This window comes from Marinomonas sp. TI.3.20, assembly GCF_038155025.1.
Classification (GTDB): Bacteria; Pseudomonadota; Gammaproteobacteria; order Pseudomonadales; family Marinomonadaceae; genus Marinomonas; species Marinomonas flavescens.
On the sequence record NZ_JBAKAS010000006.1, the window covers coordinates 24487 to 45148 of the forward strand.

The 20662-nt window shown below is 41.8% G+C and carries 13 protein-coding genes; 10 read left to right on the forward strand and 3 right to left on the reverse strand.

Going from position 1 to position 20662, the window contains the following annotated elements:
• The first annotated feature begins 850 nt into the window (after positions 1–850).
• Positions 851–3517: a pyruvate dehydrogenase (acetyl-transferring), homodimeric type gene (aceE, locus tag V6259_RS08020; protein ID WP_341584117.1), complete on the forward strand. Its 2667-nt coding sequence runs from the start codon at positions 851–853 to the stop codon at positions 3515–3517.
• Positions 3518–3606: 89 nt separating this feature from the next.
• The gene (gene aceF, locus V6259_RS08025) at positions 3607–5565 is read left to right on the forward strand and encodes a dihydrolipoyllysine-residue acetyltransferase (RefSeq protein ID WP_341584118.1); all 1959 of its coding nucleotides are present in this window, start codon (positions 3607–3609) and stop codon (positions 5563–5565) included.
• A gap of 112 nt (positions 5566–5677) precedes the next feature.
• Here aceF and V6259_RS08030 read toward each other — a convergent pair whose 3' ends face one another.
• Positions 5678–6817, reverse strand: a complete 1140-nt coding sequence (locus V6259_RS08030) for a patatin-like phospholipase family protein (protein WP_341584119.1) — start codon at positions 6815–6817, stop codon at positions 5678–5680.
• Between the two features lie 454 nt (positions 6818–7271).
• Here V6259_RS08030 and V6259_RS08035 point away from each other — a divergent pair, with 454 nt between their 5' ends.
• From V6259_RS08035 to pgm, 3 genes are all read left to right on the forward strand, one after another.
• Positions 7272–9419 carry a methyl-accepting chemotaxis protein gene (locus V6259_RS08035; protein WP_341584120.1) on the forward strand — a complete coding sequence of 716 codons (2148 nt, stop codon included), beginning with the start codon at positions 7272–7274 and terminating at the stop codon, positions 9417–9419.
• A 28-nt stretch (positions 9420–9447) separates the two neighbouring features.
• Positions 9448–10641, forward strand: coding sequence for an EAL domain-containing protein (locus V6259_RS08040; protein ID WP_341584121.1), 1194 nt, complete (start codon positions 9448–9450; stop codon positions 10639–10641).
• A 166-nt stretch (positions 10642–10807) separates the two neighbouring features.
• Positions 10808–12454 carry a phosphoglucomutase (alpha-D-glucose-1,6-bisphosphate-dependent) gene (gene pgm, locus V6259_RS08045; RefSeq protein WP_341584122.1) on the forward strand — a complete coding sequence of 549 codons (1647 nt, stop codon included), beginning with the start codon at positions 10808–10810 and terminating at the stop codon, positions 12452–12454.
• Between the two features lie 84 nt (positions 12455–12538).
• On the opposite strand, the gene V6259_RS08050 is transcribed toward pgm, so the two are convergent.
• Both V6259_RS08050 and ydiJ read right to left on the reverse strand, forming a co-directional pair.
• Positions 12539–13279: a spermidine synthase gene (locus V6259_RS08050; protein ID WP_341584123.1), complete on the reverse strand. Its 741-nt coding sequence runs from the start codon at positions 13277–13279 to the stop codon at positions 12539–12541.
• Positions 13280–13347: 68 nt separating this feature from the next.
• Positions 13348–16422 carry a D-2-hydroxyglutarate dehydrogenase YdiJ gene (gene ydiJ, locus V6259_RS08055; protein WP_341584124.1) on the reverse strand — a complete coding sequence of 1025 codons (3075 nt, stop codon included), beginning with the start codon at positions 16420–16422 and terminating at the stop codon, positions 13348–13350.
• Between the two features lie 207 nt (positions 16423–16629).
• Between ydiJ and V6259_RS08060 the strand changes: the two genes are divergently transcribed.
• The 5 genes from V6259_RS08060 (at position 16630) to V6259_RS08080 (ending at position 20659) form a co-directional block, all read left to right on the forward strand.
• Positions 16630–17583 (forward strand): 1-aminocyclopropane-1-carboxylate deaminase/D-cysteine desulfhydrase, encoded by a 954-nt coding sequence (locus tag V6259_RS08060; RefSeq protein ID WP_341584125.1) that lies wholly within the window; start codon positions 16630–16632, stop codon positions 17581–17583.
• Between the two features lie 117 nt (positions 17584–17700).
• Entirely contained in the window at positions 17701–18582 is an 882-nt protein-coding gene (locus tag V6259_RS08065; protein ID WP_341584126.1) for an NAD(+) kinase, read from the forward strand.
• A 52-nt stretch (positions 18583–18634) separates the two neighbouring features.
• Entirely contained in the window at positions 18635–19516 is an 882-nt protein-coding gene (locus tag V6259_RS08070; RefSeq protein WP_341584127.1) for a rhomboid family intramembrane serine protease, read from the forward strand.
• Between the two features lie 37 nt (positions 19517–19553).
• Positions 19554–19835 (forward strand): YeaC family protein, encoded by a 282-nt coding sequence (locus V6259_RS08075; RefSeq protein ID WP_341584128.1) that lies wholly within the window; start codon positions 19554–19556, stop codon positions 19833–19835.
• On the forward strand, positions 19835–20659 hold the full coding sequence (locus V6259_RS08080; RefSeq protein WP_341584129.1) for a DUF2797 domain-containing protein: 825 nt from the start codon (positions 19835–19837) through the stop codon (positions 20657–20659). Before V6259_RS08075 ends, V6259_RS08080 begins: the two co-directional genes overlap by 1 nt.
• Positions 20660–20662 lie beyond the last annotated feature (3 nt).

Below are 20662 nucleotides of genomic sequence, written 5' to 3' on the forward strand. Positions count from 1 at the left end.
GCATTTTTCGCTCTTAACTTAATGATGGAAATCACAATTTTGTAAATATCATAAGCCATTGTCACTCAAAGGAAGGTTTTTCATGCACTGGTGTTTAAATATTAGACAAATTTATGGGTTTTGCTGAAATGTAGGCTTTTTAAATATCCATGAAAACCTAGAAGTTGACTAAGTATTGTACCTTTTCCATATAAATTCACTAAAGTTATGGTTGGGATGTCTTTTGTGAATGATCCTGTGCACCTCCAGTATTCTAAAGGGGTTGGCTATATTGGGAGGTTAAAAAACATACTACAAGTGAGCGTTCGTCGCTTTTTTCTTGTATGAAAGTGATTCATTCTTGAGATAGGAGTCTAGGCGATTCTGTTATTAGGTGTTAACCTTACGTTTGATTTGAATACCTATAAGGGATGTATAAACCACCGATTTACTGTAAAAATTAGTAAATCGCGATAGGGAAAATGTTTGCAACATGTCTATTTTAGCAGTAACAAACAACGTGGTTAACAATTTTTCAGCTTTCTATGAACATCCTGCAAAACGGGATGTTATTTTCATATTTAGCTAATTAAGGGCTTAATTAGATATAAGCCCATATGGAAACGAACCTACCAAAACAATTTGGTGGTCGAATTGATGGCAAACTCTAAAATAATAACAACGCCGTTTATTAGACAGAAAAAACGATACCGCTAAACAAATGGTTAGGTATCGTTTTTTCTTGTGTCGGCTGGTTTTTATAGTGTTCTGACTATAGATTCCTCTGGTTCGTTTAAGTCACCTCCAAGGTAAACAATTAAAGTCCTTGGTAGGTTTGAGAACTGTTTTAATAGCGGGGGTTATTATCACTATGACGGAGCAGCATATCCTCGAAGATATCGATCCGATCGAAACAAAAGAATGGGTTGATGCTATCGAGTCTGTCTTTCGAGAAGAAGGACCAGATCGCGCACGATACATTTTGGATCGTTTGACAAAAGAGGCTGCGAAAGCAGGCGCACCAATGCCAGCCTCCATTACAACGTCTTACCGTAATACGATTTCTCCTCAAAATGAGAAGCCGTTACCGGGAGATTTATTTATGGAGCGTCGTATTCGTTCCATAATCCGTTGGAATGCACTGGCAATGGTTATGAAAGCAAACCGCCAAGATTCAACACTTGGTGGCCACATCACTAGTTTCTCTTCTGCAGCAACGCTGTATGACATTGGCTTTAACCACTTTTTCCGTGGTTCAGACAGTGATCAAGAAGCAGACATGGTTTTCTTCCAAGGTCATATTTCTCCAGGCATTTATGCCCGATCTTATATTGAAGGCCGGTTGACAGATGAGCAACTTGATAACTTCCGTCGTGAAGTTGATGGTAAAGGGTTACCTTCTTATCCTCATCCTTGGTTAATGCCTGATTATTGGCAGTTCCCGACCGTTTCTATGGGTCTAGGGCCATTGCAAGCGATCTATCAAGCGCACGTTATGAAATATCAGCATAACCGTGGTTTGATTGATCAAGGCGACCGCAAAGTATGGGCTTTCTTGGGTGATGGTGAGTGTGACGAACCTGAATCTCTAGGAGCTATCGCACTGGCAGGGCGTGAAAACTTAGATAACCTTATTTTTGTTATTAACTGTAACTTACAGCGCCTTGATGGCCCTGTACGCGGTAATGGCAAAATTGTTCAAGAGCTAGAAGGTGTCTTCCGTGGCGCTGGCTGGAACGTTGTCAAATGCTTATGGGGTCGTCATTGGGATGCTCTATTTGAAAAAGACGACAAAGGCTTATTAATTAAGCGTATGAATGAAGTTTGCGATGGTGAACTACAGAATTACAAAGCCAATGGCGGTGCGTACACACGCGAACATTTCTTCGGTAAATACCCAGAATTGTTAGAAATGGTGAAAGATTTATCTGATGACGACATCATGAATCTTAACCGCGGTGGACATGACCCTTATAAAGTTTATGCAGCGTACGCTGAAGCAACGTCTCATAAAGGTCAGCCGACTGTCGTTCTAGCGCAGACAGTTAAAGGCTACGGCATGTTTAAAGCAGCCGAAGCTCAGAATACAGCGCACCAAACTAAAAAATTGGATGAAGAGTCTTTGGCTCAATTCCGAGATAAGTTTGGTATTCCGATTACCGATGAAGAATTGAAGGATCTGCCTTACTACCGTCCAGCGGAAGACAGTCCTGAGATGAAATACTTGCGCGCTCGTCGTAAAGAGTTGCATGGGGATTTCCCTGTTCGTCGTCGTGATTGTGAAGCGTTAGAAGTTCCTTCATTAGACGCTTTTAAAGCTCAAGTTGCCGGTACAAAAGGTCGTGAGATTTCTACGACTATGGCATTTGTTCGCGCTTTGAATGTGATGGTTAAAGACAAAGAAATTGGCAAGCGTGTCGTGCCAATTGTTGCCGATGAAGCTCGCACCTTTGGTATGGAAGGCATGTTCCGTCAGTTGGGTATTTACTCTTCTGAAGGTCAACGTTATACGCCTCAAGATCATTCTCAAGTAATGTTCTACAAAGAATCTGCTGAAGGCCAGATTCTTCAAGAGGGTATTAACGAGCCAGGTGCATTCTCTGCATGGTTAGCGTTAGCAACATCATACAGCAACAGTAATCTACCAATGATTCCTGTGTACATTTACTATTCAATGTTTGGTTTCCAACGTGTTGGTGACTTGGCTTGGGCAGCAGGTGATTCACAAGCTCGTGGTTTCTTGATTGGTGCGACTGCTGGTCGTACGACGCTGAATGGTGAAGGCTTGCAGCACGAAGATGGGCATTCCCATATTCAAGCTGGCTTGATTCCAAACTGTGTTTCTTATGACCCAACTTACTCATACGAAGTCGCTGTTATTGTTCAAGATGGCTTGCGCCGCATGTACAAAGAGAAAGAAAGTGTTTTCTATTACCTAACAGTAATGAATGAAAACTATGCACATGAAGACATGCCAGAAGGTGTTGAAGACGGCATCATTAAGGGTATGTATAAGCTTAAAACTCATGAGAAAAAAGCCAATAAGAAACAAGTTCAATTACTTGGTTCTGGTGTGATTCTTCGTGAAGTTGAAGCGGCTGCAGAAATTCTCTTTAATGACTACGGTGTAAACTCTGACGTATGGAGTGTTACTTCTTTCAATGAATTGCGCCGTGAAGGCTTAGATGCAAGTCGTTGGAATATGTTGCACCCTGAAAGTAAGCCTCGTGAGTCGTATGTAGAATCTTGCTTAACAGACAAAGGTCCAGTGATTGCATCAACAGACCATATTAAATTGTTTGCTGATCAAATTCGCCCTTTCATCAAAGGCACATTTAATGTGCTAGGTACTGATGGTTTCGGCCGAAGTGATACGCGTGCTCAATTGCGCCATTTCTTCGAGATTAACCGTTACTGGATTGTAGTATCTGCTTTGACGGCATTAGTGAAAGACGGTGTAATTGATGCATCTGTAGTTAGTGAAGCAATTGCTAAATTTGGCATCGATCCAGAGAAGCCAAATCCAGTTACTTGCTAATTATAAACAAGCTAGGTATCAGGTTTGAACTTGGTTCAAACCTGATTAGTTATTCAGTTTGATGCGTCTATATGACAAAGGAGATTTCCGTGAGTACTGAAATCATTCGAGTACCGGATATTGGTGGTGCAACTGATGTTGATGTTATCGAGATCAGTGTAAAGGTTGGCGACATTATAGAAGTCGATCAATCTATTCTTGTGCTGGAGACAGATAAAGCGTCTATGGACGTTCCATCTCCAATAGCAGGTAAAGTTGTTAGCATTTCCGTTGAGGAAGGTTCACAAGTTTCAGAAGGTTCTGAGGTTATGGTTCTTGAAGTGGAAGGTGCGACAGCAGCTCCAGTAAAAGAAGAGCCAGCTACAGAAGCGGTTGTCGCTGAGACGACTTCTAACGTAGAGCCAGCACCTCAAGCAGCTGCAGCAACATCCAGCAGCGAAGAGAAAGTATCTATACCAGATATTGGTGGTTCTACTGACGTTGAAGTGATAGAAATCTGCGTTGCTGAAGGCGATATGGTTGAAGAGGGTGATTCTTTAATCGTTCTTGAAACAGATAAAGCTTCTATGGATATTCCTTCTCCGTTCAGTGGTAAAGTAGGAAAAATTCTGATCAGTGTTGGTGATACAGTGTCTGAAGGTTCAGAAGTACTTCTTATGACAACTGAATCAAGTGCTGCAACGACGGGTGCTCAAACACCAGCCCCAGCAGCACCGGCTGAAGCAGCGAAAGTCGCTGAGCCAGTAGCTGTTCCACAAACCATTGCTGGTGGTGTTGAAATCGTTAATGTACCTGATATTGGTGGTGCAGAAGGTGTTGAGATCATCGAAGTAGCGGTTGCTGTAGGTGATTCTGTCAACGAAGGCGATTCTATAATCGTACTAGAGACAGATAAAGCATCGATGGAAATTCCGTCACCTAAAACAGGTGTTGTTAAATCCATTGCCGTAAAAGAAGGTGATAAGGTGTCTGAAGGAGATTCAATTCTTGAGTTAGAATTTGAAGCGACTTCTGCCCCAGCGCCTAAAACAGCGGCACCTAAGCAAGAAGCAGCAACAGCGCAAACTGAAGCTCCTAAAGCTGCACCAGTGGTAGCAAGTGTTGATCAAGCAGCCGTTCTAGCAACGCCTTCTAAGAATGTGCACGCTGGTCCTGCAGTGCGTATGTTGGCTCGCGAATTGGGTGTGGACTTGTCTCTTGTTCGTGCTACTGGACCTCGCAGTCGTATTACGAAAGAAGATCTACATGCTTATGTCAAAGCGGCGGTTCAAAAAGCCGCGTCTGCACCTGCAACTTCTGCAGTCGCTGGCGCAGGCCTACCAACCGTTCCAGACCAAGACTTTAGCAAGTTTGGTGCTATCGACGTTGTTAAAATGACTAAGATCCAAAAACTTACGGCCCAAAATATGGTGCGTAATGCTTTGGTTGTTCCTCAGGTTACACAATTCGATAAAGCGGATATCACTGATCTTGAGTCTTTCCGTAAAGGCTTGAAAGGTGAGATGGAAAAACAAGGTGTTAAATTAACACCTCTTCCATTCTTGATTAAAGCCGTTGCTCAGGCAATGGTTGCTAATCCAAGTTTCAATGTTTCTTTAATGGCAGATGGCGAAAGCTATGTGCAAAAACAATACGTTCATATTGGTATTGCAGTAGATTCCCCAGCGGGTCTTGTTGTTCCTGTATTACGTGATGTTGATAAGAAGTCTATCGTTGAGATTGCAACAGAAGCAAACGCACTTATCAAAAAGGCATTGGCTAAACAGCTAAAACCTGCTGATATGCAAGGCGGTTGTTTCACTATATCGAGTCTTGGTGCGATCGGTGGTACAGGTTTCACACCAATCGTAAATTGCCCAGAAGTTGGTATTCTTGGTGTTTCCAAAGCGGACGTTGAGCCTCGTTGGAATGGTAAAGAATTCGAGCCTCGCACTATGTTGCCTTTGTGTCTGTCATATGACCACAGAGCAGTTAATGGTGGTGATGCGGGTCGATTCATGACTTACTTAAATGCAGCATTAAGCGACCTTCGTCGTCTTACTTTGTAATTAAGAACACTGACTCGTGATTAGTTAAATCTGATCTGTAAAAAAGCCGTTCGTTTTAGCGAACGGCTTTTTTTTGTCAAAAAAATGGCATAAGCATTTTTATGCTGTTTTTCTATGCGTTATCGTTTGCTAAGAAATCGTGAATACGGTCTTTTTCCCACATTGCATCTTTGTAACCTAGCTCGATTAGCGCTCGACAATATTCTGGTGTAAATAACAAGTAACTGGCTGCTGAGCTTGCCGTTTCTGATATTGAGTCACCATTGGCTTTTAATAAATTGCGAATGTTTTTCGGTAGGGTATAAATATAGTGCTCTGCTATATCATTGAGTTCTTCAGAAGGCGAGATTATGAGCGTTTCGGTTGGCAGTGAATGATGTTGCCTTTTTTCTTCTGGTATATCGTTAATAAGTCTATTCATTACTTCTAATTGGCGGATGTCATCTTCTAGGTTGTCGATGAAAGCGCTATTAAGTAACTGACCTAAAATCTGAGCCATGCCTGGTGCGTCAGATGGTTTGTTTCTTTCTGGGGTTAACCATTTCTTTGGGCTTCTGTTTCCGCTGACACCAATAATAAATAACTTTTTCGCACCAAGTTGAAGTGCTGGGTAGATGGCTGATTTTTGTCGAATTGCCCCGTCACCATAGTAATGATCTTGAACTTTATGCGCAGGGAAAATAGTAGGGATAGCGCTTGAGGCCAATAAATGATCAACAGTGAGTGTGTCTATAGTTCCTTTTCTTCTGGTTCCTTGCCATGGTTTTATCCCTTCTTGTGCTTGAAAGAAAGTCGTCGATTCACCAGTACTGTAATTCATTGCGGTAATGGCAAGCGCGGTTAAATTCCCCTCATTTAACGCAGTGTGAATATTAGGAAATTCAAGGAAGTTTTCCAGTAGATTTTTTAAGGGCGAGTTATCCATTAATGCAATGGCATCATTATTATCCTGGAATAAAGAAATAAGTGTTTTGGTTACGGAAGCGGTAATAGGCCAACGTCCAACATTATAGACTTGGTCTGGGGTGAGGTGGCGCCAGACAAATGCAAGCTTGGAAACCGCCTTGGTGAAATTGTCAGCATTAGTGGCAAGCATGGTTGCATTCAATGCGCCGGCGGATGTTCCGCAAAGAATAGGAAAGGGTAGTTTGCTTCCTTTAGTGACCATTTTACCCAGAGCTGAAAGGACGCCGACTTGGTAGGCTGCACGCGCACCGCCACCGGATAAAATTAAAGCACTGTGATCTGTCATGTATGAGGCATCCTGTTCTGCAATTATTGGCTTACAATTATGGGCTAAATTAATAAAAATATGCCATTAAATTAATTATTTACCTGTTTAATTATTGATATAAAAAAACTTTATCGCTCCTTTTTGGTGCGATTGTTTTATTGTCGCTCTTATTTTGTGCGTCGATTCTTGGTTGTTTTCTTCTACCAGATATCGGCATGGAGCTATGGGGCGATAGAAGGGATAAATTCATTGGTTTTTTAAATAACAGTAATTAGATGTATTCGCTATTAATCTTATGCACTGCAATCTTATTCTCTAGTTAGTGCAGGGTAAGCAGTTTCAACATCTATGTATCTATAGTGTTCTAGTAAGAATACCTACGATTATTACTTATAAATAGATCTGTGTTGCTTTATTGGCACATAGGTTGCGATGTAAATATTTCTTATAGTAATAATATGAGCAGTAGATTATGAGTGTGTTGGAAAGCGATAAAATGAATTTAAGCCGAGCCGAGAAACACTGGCTACCTGTATTTGGAGCAACAGGTAAGCTAAGGATGCGATGGAGCTGTTTACTTAATCATAAATCGCAATCCGATATTGAAAACACATTCGAAGGCATTGCTGCAACGCGTGTGCATATATTAACCACTTGGGCCAATACTGTTTGGTCTAGAATGAGTCAGGTTTCTCAACAGAAGACTGACTTACAAAATGAAATTGGGCGTTTTCTACCGTTATTAAAACAAGGACTACCTGATGTATCGGAGGTTTTTGTCTGTGATAAGGATGCTGTGATCATCTCTTCTACTCAGGTTGAGCGGGTGGGTTTGAATCATAGTCAGAAAATGGCATTCGAAAGAAGTAAGCAAGGGCGTTTTTTGCATGGCCCATATAGTGATGAAGTAACCTTACACTTAGGAGCAACAAGCTCTTCTTTTCATGATGCAGTTACCTTGATGTTTTATCTTCCACTGTACTCCAAGCAGGGAGTTTTTGACGGTTGTCTCTGTGTTCGAGTTCCCAACGATGTGATCGGTGATCTTATTCAGCGCGAAGCTGGGCATATATACCACGAGTCGGGAGATAATTACTTATTTATGGTTTCCTCAGTTTTCGACCCATCAATTCAAAAAGGCGTGGCGCTTTCGCGTTCTCGATTTGAAGATAATACTTTCTTTCTAGGTGAGAATTTAAAACAGGGTGTCGGAACCCCTTTTGGAGTGGTTAGAGTAAATAATCACACTGAGCTAGAGTTGAAATTTACTAATCCCGCTACAGATGAGCTTCACCCTGGAGTAAGGGAAACGATTCGTAATGGGAATAACCTATTTGTAGCCTATCCAGGATACTCAGATTATCGACATATCCCCGTCATTGGTAAAGGTGTTACGTTCATAATGCCGGGCTCTGATGACACTTGGGGAATGATGTGTGAAGCGGATTTAGAAGAGGTCTATCGCCCTCGATCCATTCAATATACCAGTGTTTTTCTGTACCTATCGAGCATTTTATCGTTAGCGTTATTTGAATATTTACTTGCGCGGTATATTAGTAATAACAGCGTCATATTTTACGGTTTGATGATTGTTGGCGTCATCCTTGCCACGGTTGTGTTTAATCATTTGGGTCCAATGAGAACCGCCAAACATTTATCAGAGATGACAAAGGTGATTAAAGAGCTATCAGAAGGGGAAGGTAATCTTAAGCAGCGTATGGATCTTAATCTCCTTCCCACGAATGAAGTGGGCGAAATGGGGCGTTGGGTTAATAGTTTTGTTGATAATTTAGATGGTATTGTTGGAGAAGTGATTCTTTCTGCAAAAGAAGTAAATGTTTTGGCAGATGAAATGCAGCTATTCAACGATGAGGTATATTTTGCCTCTTCACAGGTTCGTGAAGCGGCTCAGGAGTCCCTTGTTCTTGTTAAAAAACAAAGCCAAGATGTCACTGTTGCTTCACAAACAGCGCAAGAAATGAAAACCAAAATGCAAGAGGCGGTCATTAACGCACATAAACAATATCAGTTGGTAAGGCAAAGTACAGAAACCATCCGGGATGTCGTGCAGACGTCTGCGGCTTCTGTTATGTCGTTAAGTAAGAACGCTTCCAATGTGGACCATTTTGTCAAAGAAATTACGGATATTACCAGCCAAACGAATTTATTGGCATTGAATGCGGCCATTGAGGCGGCTCGTGCAGGCGAGCATGGTCGAGGTTTTTCGGTTGTTGCCGATGAAGTCCGAGCGTTAGCGGGAAGAACGGCTGCCGCGGCAGCGGATATAGGTCGAGTGGTTGATCGGATACAGGAGGACACCAATAACGCAGTTGAATTTATGGAATCTGGGGTTCAAGAGGTTAACCAGAGTTTAGTGAAAAATGAAGCGGCGACTAATGACAGTGAAGTATTGTCTAGCGTTGCCGATAACATGTTTAGAATTATAGAAAATATATCGCTTAGCAGTCAGCAGCATGGTGACCACGTTCATTCTGTTGCAGCAAGCGCTGAACAAATGAGTCGTTGCATGCAGTCATTACAAATAAGCTCAAGTCAGGTGAAGAACCGCTCAGCAGACTTATCTACTTTGGTCGGCACATTTAAAGTAACTGTCGCTTAGTCAGTAGAAAATTAATTAGGGGAAGAAAGTGCCAGAAGGGATATTAAATCATCCTGATTTGTTGACGGAAGGGCATGGCGATCTTAAGCCCTTTTTTCAACCTATAGTAGAAGTGTCTAGTGGAAAAGTGACGGGCTATGAAGCATTAGCTCGTTTTGTAAGGTCAGATGGTACGGCTGTGTCTGCAGGCTATTTGTTTACCGATAGTCGCATTAGCATTGAGGATAAAAAACGTTTAGATCGTAGTGTACGAGAGCAAGCGATACAAAAGGTTCATCAGTTGCCAGAGCACACTCGAATGACGCTTAATATTTCTCCTCAATGGTTAAGTGTGTCTTCTTCTAAGTCACTTCCTACGCTAGATTTGCTCCTTAAATATGGCGTAGATCCACGTCGAGTAGTGGTTGAGCTGGTCGAGATGAATGGTGATTTGTCTTGTATTTCTCAGGCTGTTGCCAAATATCGTAAAGCGGGCATACGCATTGCCATTGATGATTTTGGCGCTGGGTTTTCGCAGTTCGATCGAGTTATTGCTTTAGAACCAGATATTATCAAATTAGACATGAGGTTATTTCAGCAGGGCGCTCAAGGCGGTGTAGCAGAATATGTGGTCGAATCTTTGGCGACATTATGCACAAAAAGCGGTGCAGTTATCGTCTGCGAAGGAGTAGAAACTGAAGAGGAATTTTACTTTGCTTTGCGCTGTGGTGCGCATCATATGCAAGGTTTTTTGTTTTCCCCAGCAACGGAAGAATTTGTTGATAGAGAGGCTTTTAGTCATCAGGTCGCCGTACTCAGAGCCCGTTTTTTCGAACAGCAAAAAGAACAATTTTGTAAGACTCGAAAGCAGTATCAAGATCTTTATCGTACTGTTGAATTGATCTCTAACCAGCATAAAATAATGGACCAACTCGATATCGAATTTGTATCAACGACACTTTCTCATCTTGATGGCATCATACGGTTTTATGCTGCGCATCCAACGGGGGAGCAATTCACCGCCAATTATGATTATTCTAAAACGACTGGGGTATGGATAAAAGGAGATAGATTCAAAGGGTATAATTGGTCGTGGCGGCCATATTTTTATCAACTCTTTGCTGGTGAATCAACCGTTTTATCACCAAGATATCTTGATATAGATACTACGAAACCCTGTAAGACATTGTCTTTACAAATAACTGAAAACATCATTTTAATGGTAGACATTGAAGTCTATTAATTTTATCAAGAAGAACGCTTAATCATGGATATTTATTGCTGACATCGAGTGTTTACGGCGTCAGCGGGGTATTATAGCTAGGATAGCTCGTTAACCCGTTGAAACCATGTTAAATATAAGCGAGACTATTCATCCTCCTTTACAATTGTTAAATAAGGCTTTTTTTATGGCTATTCATCCTCAAGCGGGCCAGCTTGCGTCTCACGATTCCCTAGTTAATATCCCTGAATTAATGACCGCGTATTTTTTAAAAAAGCCTAGCGTTGATATTGTTGCGCAGAGAGTAAGTTTTGGCACTTCTGGCCATCGCGGTAGCGCGTTTAAAGTTAGCTTTAACGAACATCATATTTTGGCTATTTGCCAAGCGATTGCCGAGTATAGGAAAGGGCAAAAGATTTTTGGCCCATTGTACTTAGGTAAAGATACCCATGCATTATCTGAAGCCGCTTTTCAAACGGCGCTATGTGTATTAACCGCCAATGGTGTAAGAGTTCGAGTGCAAGATGGGGGTGGTTTCACGCCTACTCCAGTTATTTCTCATGCCATACTAACGCACAATGATAAAGCTGATTCCTCAGACATTAGTGATGGCATTGTTATTACTCCTTCCCATAATCCGCCAGAAGATGGTGGTATTAAATATAATTCTCTAAAAGGTGGGCCTGCAGATACAAACATTACAAATTGGGTTGCTAAAAGAGCCAATGAAATATTGTTTGAGGGTTTAGTTGATGTTCTTTATCAGACAGAAGAAGAGGCTGAAGCCAGTGGTTTGATTGAGAAATTCGATTATCTCAATCATTACATCAATGATCTTGAAAATGTCGTTGATATGAAAGCGATTGCCAAGGCAGGAATTAAAATCGGAGTTGACCCTATGGGTGGCTCAGGCATTTATTTCTGGGAGCCAATGGCGAAAAAATACGGCCTTGATATTACCTTAGTAAATAAAGATGTGGATCCTACTTTCCGCTTTATGCCTTTGGACAAAGATGGTCGAATTCGAATGGACTGTTCTTCGCCTTATGCTATGAGTAACCTAGTTAAACTGAAAGATAACTTTGATATTGCGGTAGGTAATGACCCTGATTATGATCGTCACGGCATTGTCTGTGCTGGGTTTGGCCTGATGAATCCAAATTCTTATCTTGCCGTTGCTATTGAGTATTTGGCGTCTCACCGTCCTCTTTGGCCACAAACGGCACAGTTAGGGAAAACGCTGGTTTCTAGCAGCATGGTGGACAGAGTTGTCCTTGGTTTAGGTCGCGTATTGTGTGAAGTTCCTGTGGGCTTTAAATGGTATGTAGAAGGTTTATATAGCGGTGAAATGGCGTTTGGCGGTGAAGAAAGTGCAGGCGCTTCTTTTTTGCGTAAAGATGGTCGTGTTTGGACAACAGACAAAGATGGTTTCATCATGGCCTTGTTAGCTGCGGAAATATTGGCTGTAACAGGCAAAGATCCACAAGAACATTATAATGCGCTAACTGAAAAGTACGGTACACCTCATTATAAGCGTATTGATGTTATTGCTACGATTGAGCAAAAAGCAATTCTTGGCGCGTTAGATGTCAAAGATGTGAAGCAGACTGAGCTTGCTGGAGAAGAAATTCTGAGTGTTTTAACTCATGCGCCCGGCAATAATGCTCCGATTGGTGGATTGAAAGTATCGACACAAAACGGCTGGTTTGCTGCGCGTCCATCGGGCACAGAAAATATCTACAAAATTTACCTCGAGAGCTTTATCTCAGAAGAGCATTTAACTGAGTTAGAGGTTGAGGCGAAAGCCTTGGTGGATAGCGTACTTTCTGTCTAGTATTCGCTTTAAAAAATATCGGTTCTATTTCATGAAAAGCTTACTCATTGAGTAAGCTTTTTTGAATGAGCGGATTGGTGATTGTTAAGCGTCGTACATTTTAGATAACCATCGAGATACTTGAAACCCAAGTTGAGTTGACAGTTTTTGTCCCGCTGCTTTCAGCTCCTTAGCGTTCATGTCATTTTTTTGCTTTCCTGCTAGAACAACCCAATTACCACTGCCCGTATCAAGCGCTCTCACATCCACGAAAATGCGTTTCAGTTGCGCGATTAGCTCAGGGTTATCTTTGTAGTTTCTCCAGCAGTTTAGTACCAACCAGCCATTCTCTTTAATGTTTTTAGCACAATTTTCAAGAAAACTAGTTTCTAAAATGCCTATTTCCATGCCATCTGTGTTGTAAAGGTCGGTCATTAAAATATCGACTTTTTTATCAAAGCCATCCTGAATAAATAGCTGTGCATCTGCATTTTTAATCTGCACTCGTTTTCCTTTAGGCAGTCTAAAATACATTTCTGCAGTATCAATAACTTCTTGTCTGAGCTCAACCGCTGTTATTTGAATACCAGGAATTGCGTGGTATAGCGCATTCAGCAGAGTGCCACCACCTAGCCCTAAAATACCAATGCGTTTTGGTTCAATAAACAACAATGGAATCGTCATGGCTTGTGTGTATTCGTGCTGTAATATATGAGGTGCAGACAATTGGATACGACTCTGCTCATCACCGTCAGCAAACGATAAAATCCGAAATTTACCATCATCATATATGCGTATCGGGCCGTACTCATCCGCGCTATCGTGCAACAAGTTTAGATTATTCATGAATGTCCTTTAAAAAGTTAAGCCAGTATTTTACTGGCTTAATATCTAGCTTAATTAAGCTTAAATGGTTAGCTGCTTGAGGCAATACGAAGGTGCTGAAGCAATACTTGTGCTGGGTGTGGAATGCTTGCGTCATCAAGACGCTTGGCCTGACTGCGGCACGAATAGCCAGTGGCAAGTAGTTTACCTGCAAGTTCCGGGTTGTTCACTTTTTCTTTCCAGGAAAGGTCATAGATTTTTTTAGAGGTTTCCTTATTGGCAGACTCATGACCGTAGGTACCGGCCATGCCGCAGCAGCCAACATTTTCAATGATAAGCTCTAAACCAAGGGTTTTATAAACGCTTTGCCAATCTTTTATTGAGCTAATGGCATTGGTTTTTTCGGTACAATGCGTCAGTAAATGATAAACACTGCCATCTAATGATAATGGTTGTTTACTTAGATGTTCAGTTTTTGTCGCTAACCATTCTTGCATGAGTTGTACTTGAGGCACTTGGCGACTATCGCTAAATGTTTTCATGTATTCTGATCGATAGGTTAGTGTCATCGAAGGATCAATGCCGACAAAGGGTAAGCCGTAAAAAGACAGACTTTGTAGCATGTCTAAATTTTTCCGTGCCGTTTTCTGGAATGCCTTCATAAAACCATGAACATGCAGTGGCTTGCCATTTGGTAAGTAAGGCGCTAAATACGCTTGAAAACCTAAGCGGGTAAGCATTTCCATTGTATCTAATACTAATTCTGTTTCGAAATAGCTGGTGAAGGCATCTTGAATCACGATCACTGCCCGCTTTCGATCTTTTGGGCTTAGAGCCTCAATGGCTAAAGGTGTCGCGAGGCGAATGCCGCGACGTGACATCTCTTTCTTTAAATTGAGTTTGCTCAGCGCTGGACTGTCTACCAATCCGAAGTATTTGCTGGATAATTGATTGATCCAGCGGCGGCTAATAATCCAGTTATAAGGTTGTGGGGCAATGGCCATAATCGGCATCATAAATTCAAGTGAACCTACTAAGTAATCTTTCACAGGGCGTAAGTAGCGACTGTAGTAAAGTTCTAAAAAATTGGCTCGAAATTCAGGAACATCCACTTTTATTGGGCATTGACCGACACAGGACTTACAGGCCAAACAGCCCATCATGGAGTCGTGAACTTCATGGGAAAAGTCATAGGTACCACGACGTTTGGCAATGGTATTCTTGAGGCGTGGAATGAAAGTAATCAGGAAGTTGCTTTCTTTTACATCTTTACTTGCTTGAGTCGTGTCTACTCCTTTTGAGCTCATGCCTCGCAGCCATTCGCGCATTAAAGAAGAACGACCTTTAGGAGAGTGTCGGCGGTCACGAGTGCCTTTCCATGATGGACACATAGCGTCGTTTGGATCAAAGTTATAGCAAGCACCGTTACCGTTACAATACATGCCTTCTTTGAATTGATCGCGGTTCTGGATTGGTATCTGGCGATCAAATTGCCCGCGCAGAGGGACTTGATCAATTTTTAGAAGGTCTGCACCGAGTTCAAAGGGCGTCGCAATTTTGCCAGGATTCAATTGGTTCCTGGGGTCAAATGCACCTTTTACTTGTTGGATGCTCGGATACAAATTGCCGAAAAAAGACGGAGAATATTCTGAACGAACGCCCTTGCCATGTTCTCCCCAAAGTAAGCCGTTGTATTTCTGAGTAAGACTGACTACTTTGTCAGTGATCTCACGAATCATAGGTTCTTGTGATTCGTCTTTTAGATCCAATGCAGGACGAACATGTAAGACGCCAGCATCAACATGACCAAACATGCCATATTGAACGCCATAGCTGTCTAAAACGGCACGAAACTCCATAATATAATCGGCAAGATTTTCGGGTGGTACAGCGGTGTCTTCTACAAATGGAATAGGGCGTTTTTCACCTTTGGCATTACCCAATAAACCAACGGATTTTTTACGCATGGCCCAAAGTTTATTAACGTCACTGTGTCCCATGGCAATGGTGTAACCTAAAGCGCTACTGTTGCCTTGTTTGGTTAGAATATCTAGGTTATCGGTTAATACTTTGATTTTGTCCGCGACTTCTTGTTCGTTGTTGCCAGTGTATTCGACGAGGTTGATACCTTGGATGTCCTCGTTCGCTTTATCTGGAAAGAACATTGAAACGGAATCCCAAATAATATCGTTCTTGGCCAAGCCGAGTACTTTAGAGTCAACGGTTTCAATAGACGTGGGTTTTGCTGCTAATAGTTCACGGGCGTGACGAAGCGATGCCTCAAAACTGTTATAACGAATGTTGACTAAGGCGGCATAGGTCGGAATGACGAGTAAATTAACCTTAGCTTCAGCAATAAAGCCAAGCGTACCTTCTGAACCACATAGCACGGAATTTATGTTAAACATTCCCTTATCTGTGCGAATGTGTGCTAAGTCATAACCTGTTAGGCAGCGGTTAAGATCGGGGAAGGTATCCTTGATTTCTTGTTGTTTGCTTTTTTGGATAGAGTCAACAATACAATGTGCGTGAGCGGAATAGTCACTGCCAGATTGAATGGATTCTAATGTAGCTTCATTAATCGGGCCGGATGTTAGTAAGCTGCCATCCAGTAATACTGTCGTAAGTTCAAGGACATGATCACGGGTTTTACCATAAGTGACAGAGCCTTGACCGCTAGCATCGGTATTAATCATGCCGCCAATAGTGGCTCTGTTACTGGTTGAAAGTTCTGGTGCAAAAAACAAACCGTGAGACTTTACCGCTTTATTTAACTGATCTTTGACCACTCCAGCTTCGACACGAGCCCAGCCTTCTGCAACATTGATCTCCAGTATGCGATTCATGTATTTCGAAACGTCGACGATTAAGCCATCTGATAGGGATTGCCCGTTAGTACCTGTACCACCACCTCTAGGGCTCAGTACAATGTCGTGAAACTCAGGTTCATTGCTGAGCGTTGCGATAAGTTGTAGATCCTGAGTGTTTTTAGGGTAGATAACGCCTTGTGGTAAAACTTGGTAAATAGAATTGTCAGTAGACAGTACCACTCGGTTTGCATAATCAGGGTTGGTGTCACCTGAAAATGCTAAAGCCTTCAGACGTTCAATAAAAGCAAGATATTTGCTTTGAATAGGTGAGAGCTCAGAAAGTAATGGGATCATGGTGTTTCATTCTCTGCAAATAATGGCTGCAAATATTTTAACAAAAAAAAAGATAATATAGTGATTTACCTGATGAAAAATACATTGAACTAACGGACACCGAGTGAGTCGTATATGCGCTATGCAAGACTTGATTGAGTTTCCCTTATTTTACTTACTTCAGCTTGTGATATTATGGCCTCGACTACTTTTAGCCGAGGCTTTTTTTTGTCCGTTATCCAATCATTATATGTGCCAGAATCCTTTCAGAATAATGCTCACCCTTGTGAGTTATTTATTTATCGCGGTGATCTTGAGCATCCACAGGCACCAGGTAATAAGTGGCATAAACTTAAATACCATTTACTTGAAGCCAAACGTGTTAACGCCCAATACATTGCTACTTTCGGCGGGCCGTTTTCAAACCATCTGCATGCTTTTTCAGCGATATTGGCTGAAACCGAGTTTAAAGGCATTGCCATTGTTCGCGGCGAGCTTCATCCAACATTGACGCCGACACTGAATGATGTCGCTAACGCAGGGATTGAGCTATGGCCGTGTTCTCGTAAAGACTACCGACTTGCTGAAAATTCCAATATGGTGGCTCAAATTAATCGCCTTTATCCAAATGTCTATTGGATACCAGAAGGAGGCGGTGGGCAATTGGGTGCTAGGGGGTGTCAAGATTGGGCTGCAGATATAGACTATTTAGGTGATGAATATGATGCTTGGGTCGTGTCCGCAGGGACTGGAACAACGGCTTCAGGTTTGTTGGCCTATGATAATCTACCCTACCTTCATGTGGTTAGTGCGCTTAAAGGCGCAGAATCACAGTCTGATGAAATTTTAGCGTTAGCCGAATCATTACCTCAAGCCCATGCAACGATAGATGAATTAAAACATAAAATGACGTTCCATTGTGATGCTCATGAGGGCGGCTACGCCAAGCAAAGCAAGGCGTTATTGGCATTTTTAGGGGCGTTCGCTGAGTTAAATCCAAAGCAGTTACTTGATCCTGTTTATACGAGTAAAGCGTTGTTTTTAGTCATGCAAAAAATCCATCGAGGAGAGTGGCCTCATAGGCGTACCTTATTTATTCACACCGGAGGCTTACAAGGCTGGAGAGGGTATCTTCCTAATGTTAATCCATTTATCGACTCTTCAGTTGATGGCGATAAGTAAGCCCTTCATGTTAAAGTGGCGCCGCGCTTAGTTGAATGTTCTTTTATAATAAAAGCGATACAAAATCGCTCGCTGAGTTGCATACCATTACTTAGACCGACGGAAAGAGAGTGACACATGAGTCTTTTTAGACGTGTTGGAATAATTGCTCGATTAGATAAACCTCAGATTCTTGATACGGTTAAGAAACTGATGGAGTATCTTCAAGAAAAAGGTTCAGAGCCTGTATTGGAAACCGATTTGGCGACCATGCTACCAGGTGTCAAAGTAGATTCGTCGCCATTAAAAGAATTAGGCAATCACTGTGATTTGGTGATGGTTGTTGGTGGCGATGGCAGTTTTTTGGGCGCCGCCAGAGCGATTAGTAATTATGATGTTCCTGTGATTGGTATAAACCGCGGGACGCTTGGGTTTTTAACGGATATTTCTCCTCATGCGTTAAGAGAGGAGTTAGAGCCTATTTTTCGTGGTGAATACTTCGAAGAAAAACGTTTTATGATTGAAGCAAAAATAAAACGTAAAAACCGCCCTAGTGGTGAAGGCATTGCGCTGAATGATTTGGTTCTCCATCCTGGCAAGTCTGCTCGAATGATACGATTTGATCTATTTATTGATGATCAATTTGTGATGAATCAGAAATCAGATGGTTTGATTGTCGCCACCCCAACAGGATCGACTGCTTATGCGCTATCTGCTGGTGGACCAATCATGCTACCAAAGCTTGATGCGCTTGTTTTAGTGCCAATGCACCCTCATACATTAAGTAATCGGCCGATTGTGATTGATGCTAATGCGAGAATTCGTATTGTGGTCTGTGAATCTAATCTTACTTATCCAAGTGTTAGTTGCGATGGACAATTGAATATAACGGCTGCACCGGGTGATGAAATTCATATCACCAAAAAGGCTGGGAACATTCGATTGATACACCCTAAAAATCATGATTTTTATAACGTGTGTCGTGACAAATTAGGGTGGCAAAGTAGCTATCGAGCGTAAATAGCGCGTTCTTGTCTGAAGTAGATCTGCGAAGAGGTGTTTGACTTAAATTATGTATTTAGTTTATCAATTCGATACAAGTGATGATCCAGCGCTTCTTAGCGAGACTTTGTGGAGATTGAAAATCTCTCATCAAATTATTGTTAAAGGTGCCCATAAAGAGCTTTGGGTACCTGACCCATCGTACCAAGATGCTGTTTTGCAATTGATTCAAATCTGGAAAAATGACCCAGCTTCACTTTCTAGTGTTAAAAGAAACCGAGATTCTAGGTCTTCTAACAACTCCAGTAGTCTGATCAATCAACTTCGTGATGCGCCGGCGACTTTCTTCGTTATTTTAGCCGCAGTGATCGTCGCGATCATTACGCAGCTAGGCTCAGATTTAACGACGGTCAGCTATTTTACTATTAGCCCATTGACAGTCATTGGTAATCAAATACGCTTTTTTCCTTTGTCTGAGGTTATTTCTCAGGGTGAATATTGGCGTCTTATTTCGCCTGCATTACTGCATTTTAGTGTTATGCACATTGCTTTCAATGCCTTATGGGTCTGGGATGTTGGTCGCCGTTTAGAAAAAATTATAGGCTCGTTTTTCTGGTTGCTTGGCGTTTTGATTATTGCTGTCGCTAGTAATATTCTTCAATTTGAAATATCACCTAATCCTCTATTTGGTGGTTTATCAGGCGTTGTTTATGGATTGATCGGTTTTGCGTGGTTTATGCCCATGGTGAATCGTAGTTGGCCAGTCATTATTCATAAGCCTTTAATGACCTTCTTTATGGTATGGCTCGCAATTGGTTATACCCCGCTCACTGAAATGATTGGCTTGGGCAGTATTGCGAATACGGCTCATAGCATAGGTTTGATTTCAGGGTTGGCTTTAGGGGTTGTTTATTGGTTTGTAACAAAATTATATTCACTTAGAAAAGTTTAAACGCTGCTTAGTGAGCAGCGTTAGATGAGAGTATTTCATGAATTTTAAAGAAATGATCGACAATATGTCACCGGAAGTTTACGTCAGCTTAAAACAAGCCGTTGAGCTTGGTAAATGGCCAAATGGTGTTTGTCTCACCAAAGAGCAAACAGAGCTTTGCTTACAGGCTGTTATTACGTATGACCACAATAATAAGCCTGAAGAAAGCCGAGTTGGCTACATTGATCGTGGTAGTAAGCAAACTAAGTTTGAAGAAGACAATAAGGACAAAGTAGATAGTATTAAATGGGTAAATGACGCGCCTAAAGGAAAAGTGTAATGCTATCTGGTAATTTGAAAAAAATGTCTGTATCTGCAGAAAATGGCAAGGTTCAATATGTTTTAACCTTGGGTGACAATAGCGTTAACGTTAATGAGCTTATTGGAAAAAAAGTAGCGCTGCATTTTAAAGGTCCGATTAATTGCGTTAACTGTGGACGCGTAACCAATAAGTCTTTTAGCCAGGGTTTTTGCTTTCCTTGTTTCAAGAAACTGGCCGCCTGTGATTCGTGCATGATGAGTCCAGAGAAATGTCATTTTCACTTAGGTACTTGCCGTGAACCCGAATGGGCAGAAAAGTATTGTATGCAAGACCACTACGTTTATCTGGCCAATTCATCTGGGCTAAAAGTGGGCATTACTCGCGGTGATCAATTGCCAACAAGGTGGATTGATCAAGGTGCCACTCAGGCTAGGGCGTTGTTCAGAGTTTCTACTCGACGAATGTCTGGTCTGGTTGAGACCTTGTTTAAAGACCAAGTCGCTGATAAAACAAATTGGCGCAATATGCTCAAAGGCACTCCGGTTGAGCTAAACCTTGAGTATGAACAAGAAAGGCTAATTGGTTTGCTCTACGATGGACTAGATTCCTTACAGAATGAATTTGGTTTGCAGTCAATTATTGATCTTTCTGATGAAAATGAAACCCACGAATTTGTTTATCCAGTTTTAGAATATCCAACCAAAATAACCAGCCTGAATGCCGAAAAAACACCAGAGATAGAAGGGGTGTTAATGGGCATAAAAGGGCAATACTGGATGCTTGATACGGGCGTGATTAATATCCGCAAATACACAGGCTATCAAGCATCACTAACATTTTAGGAG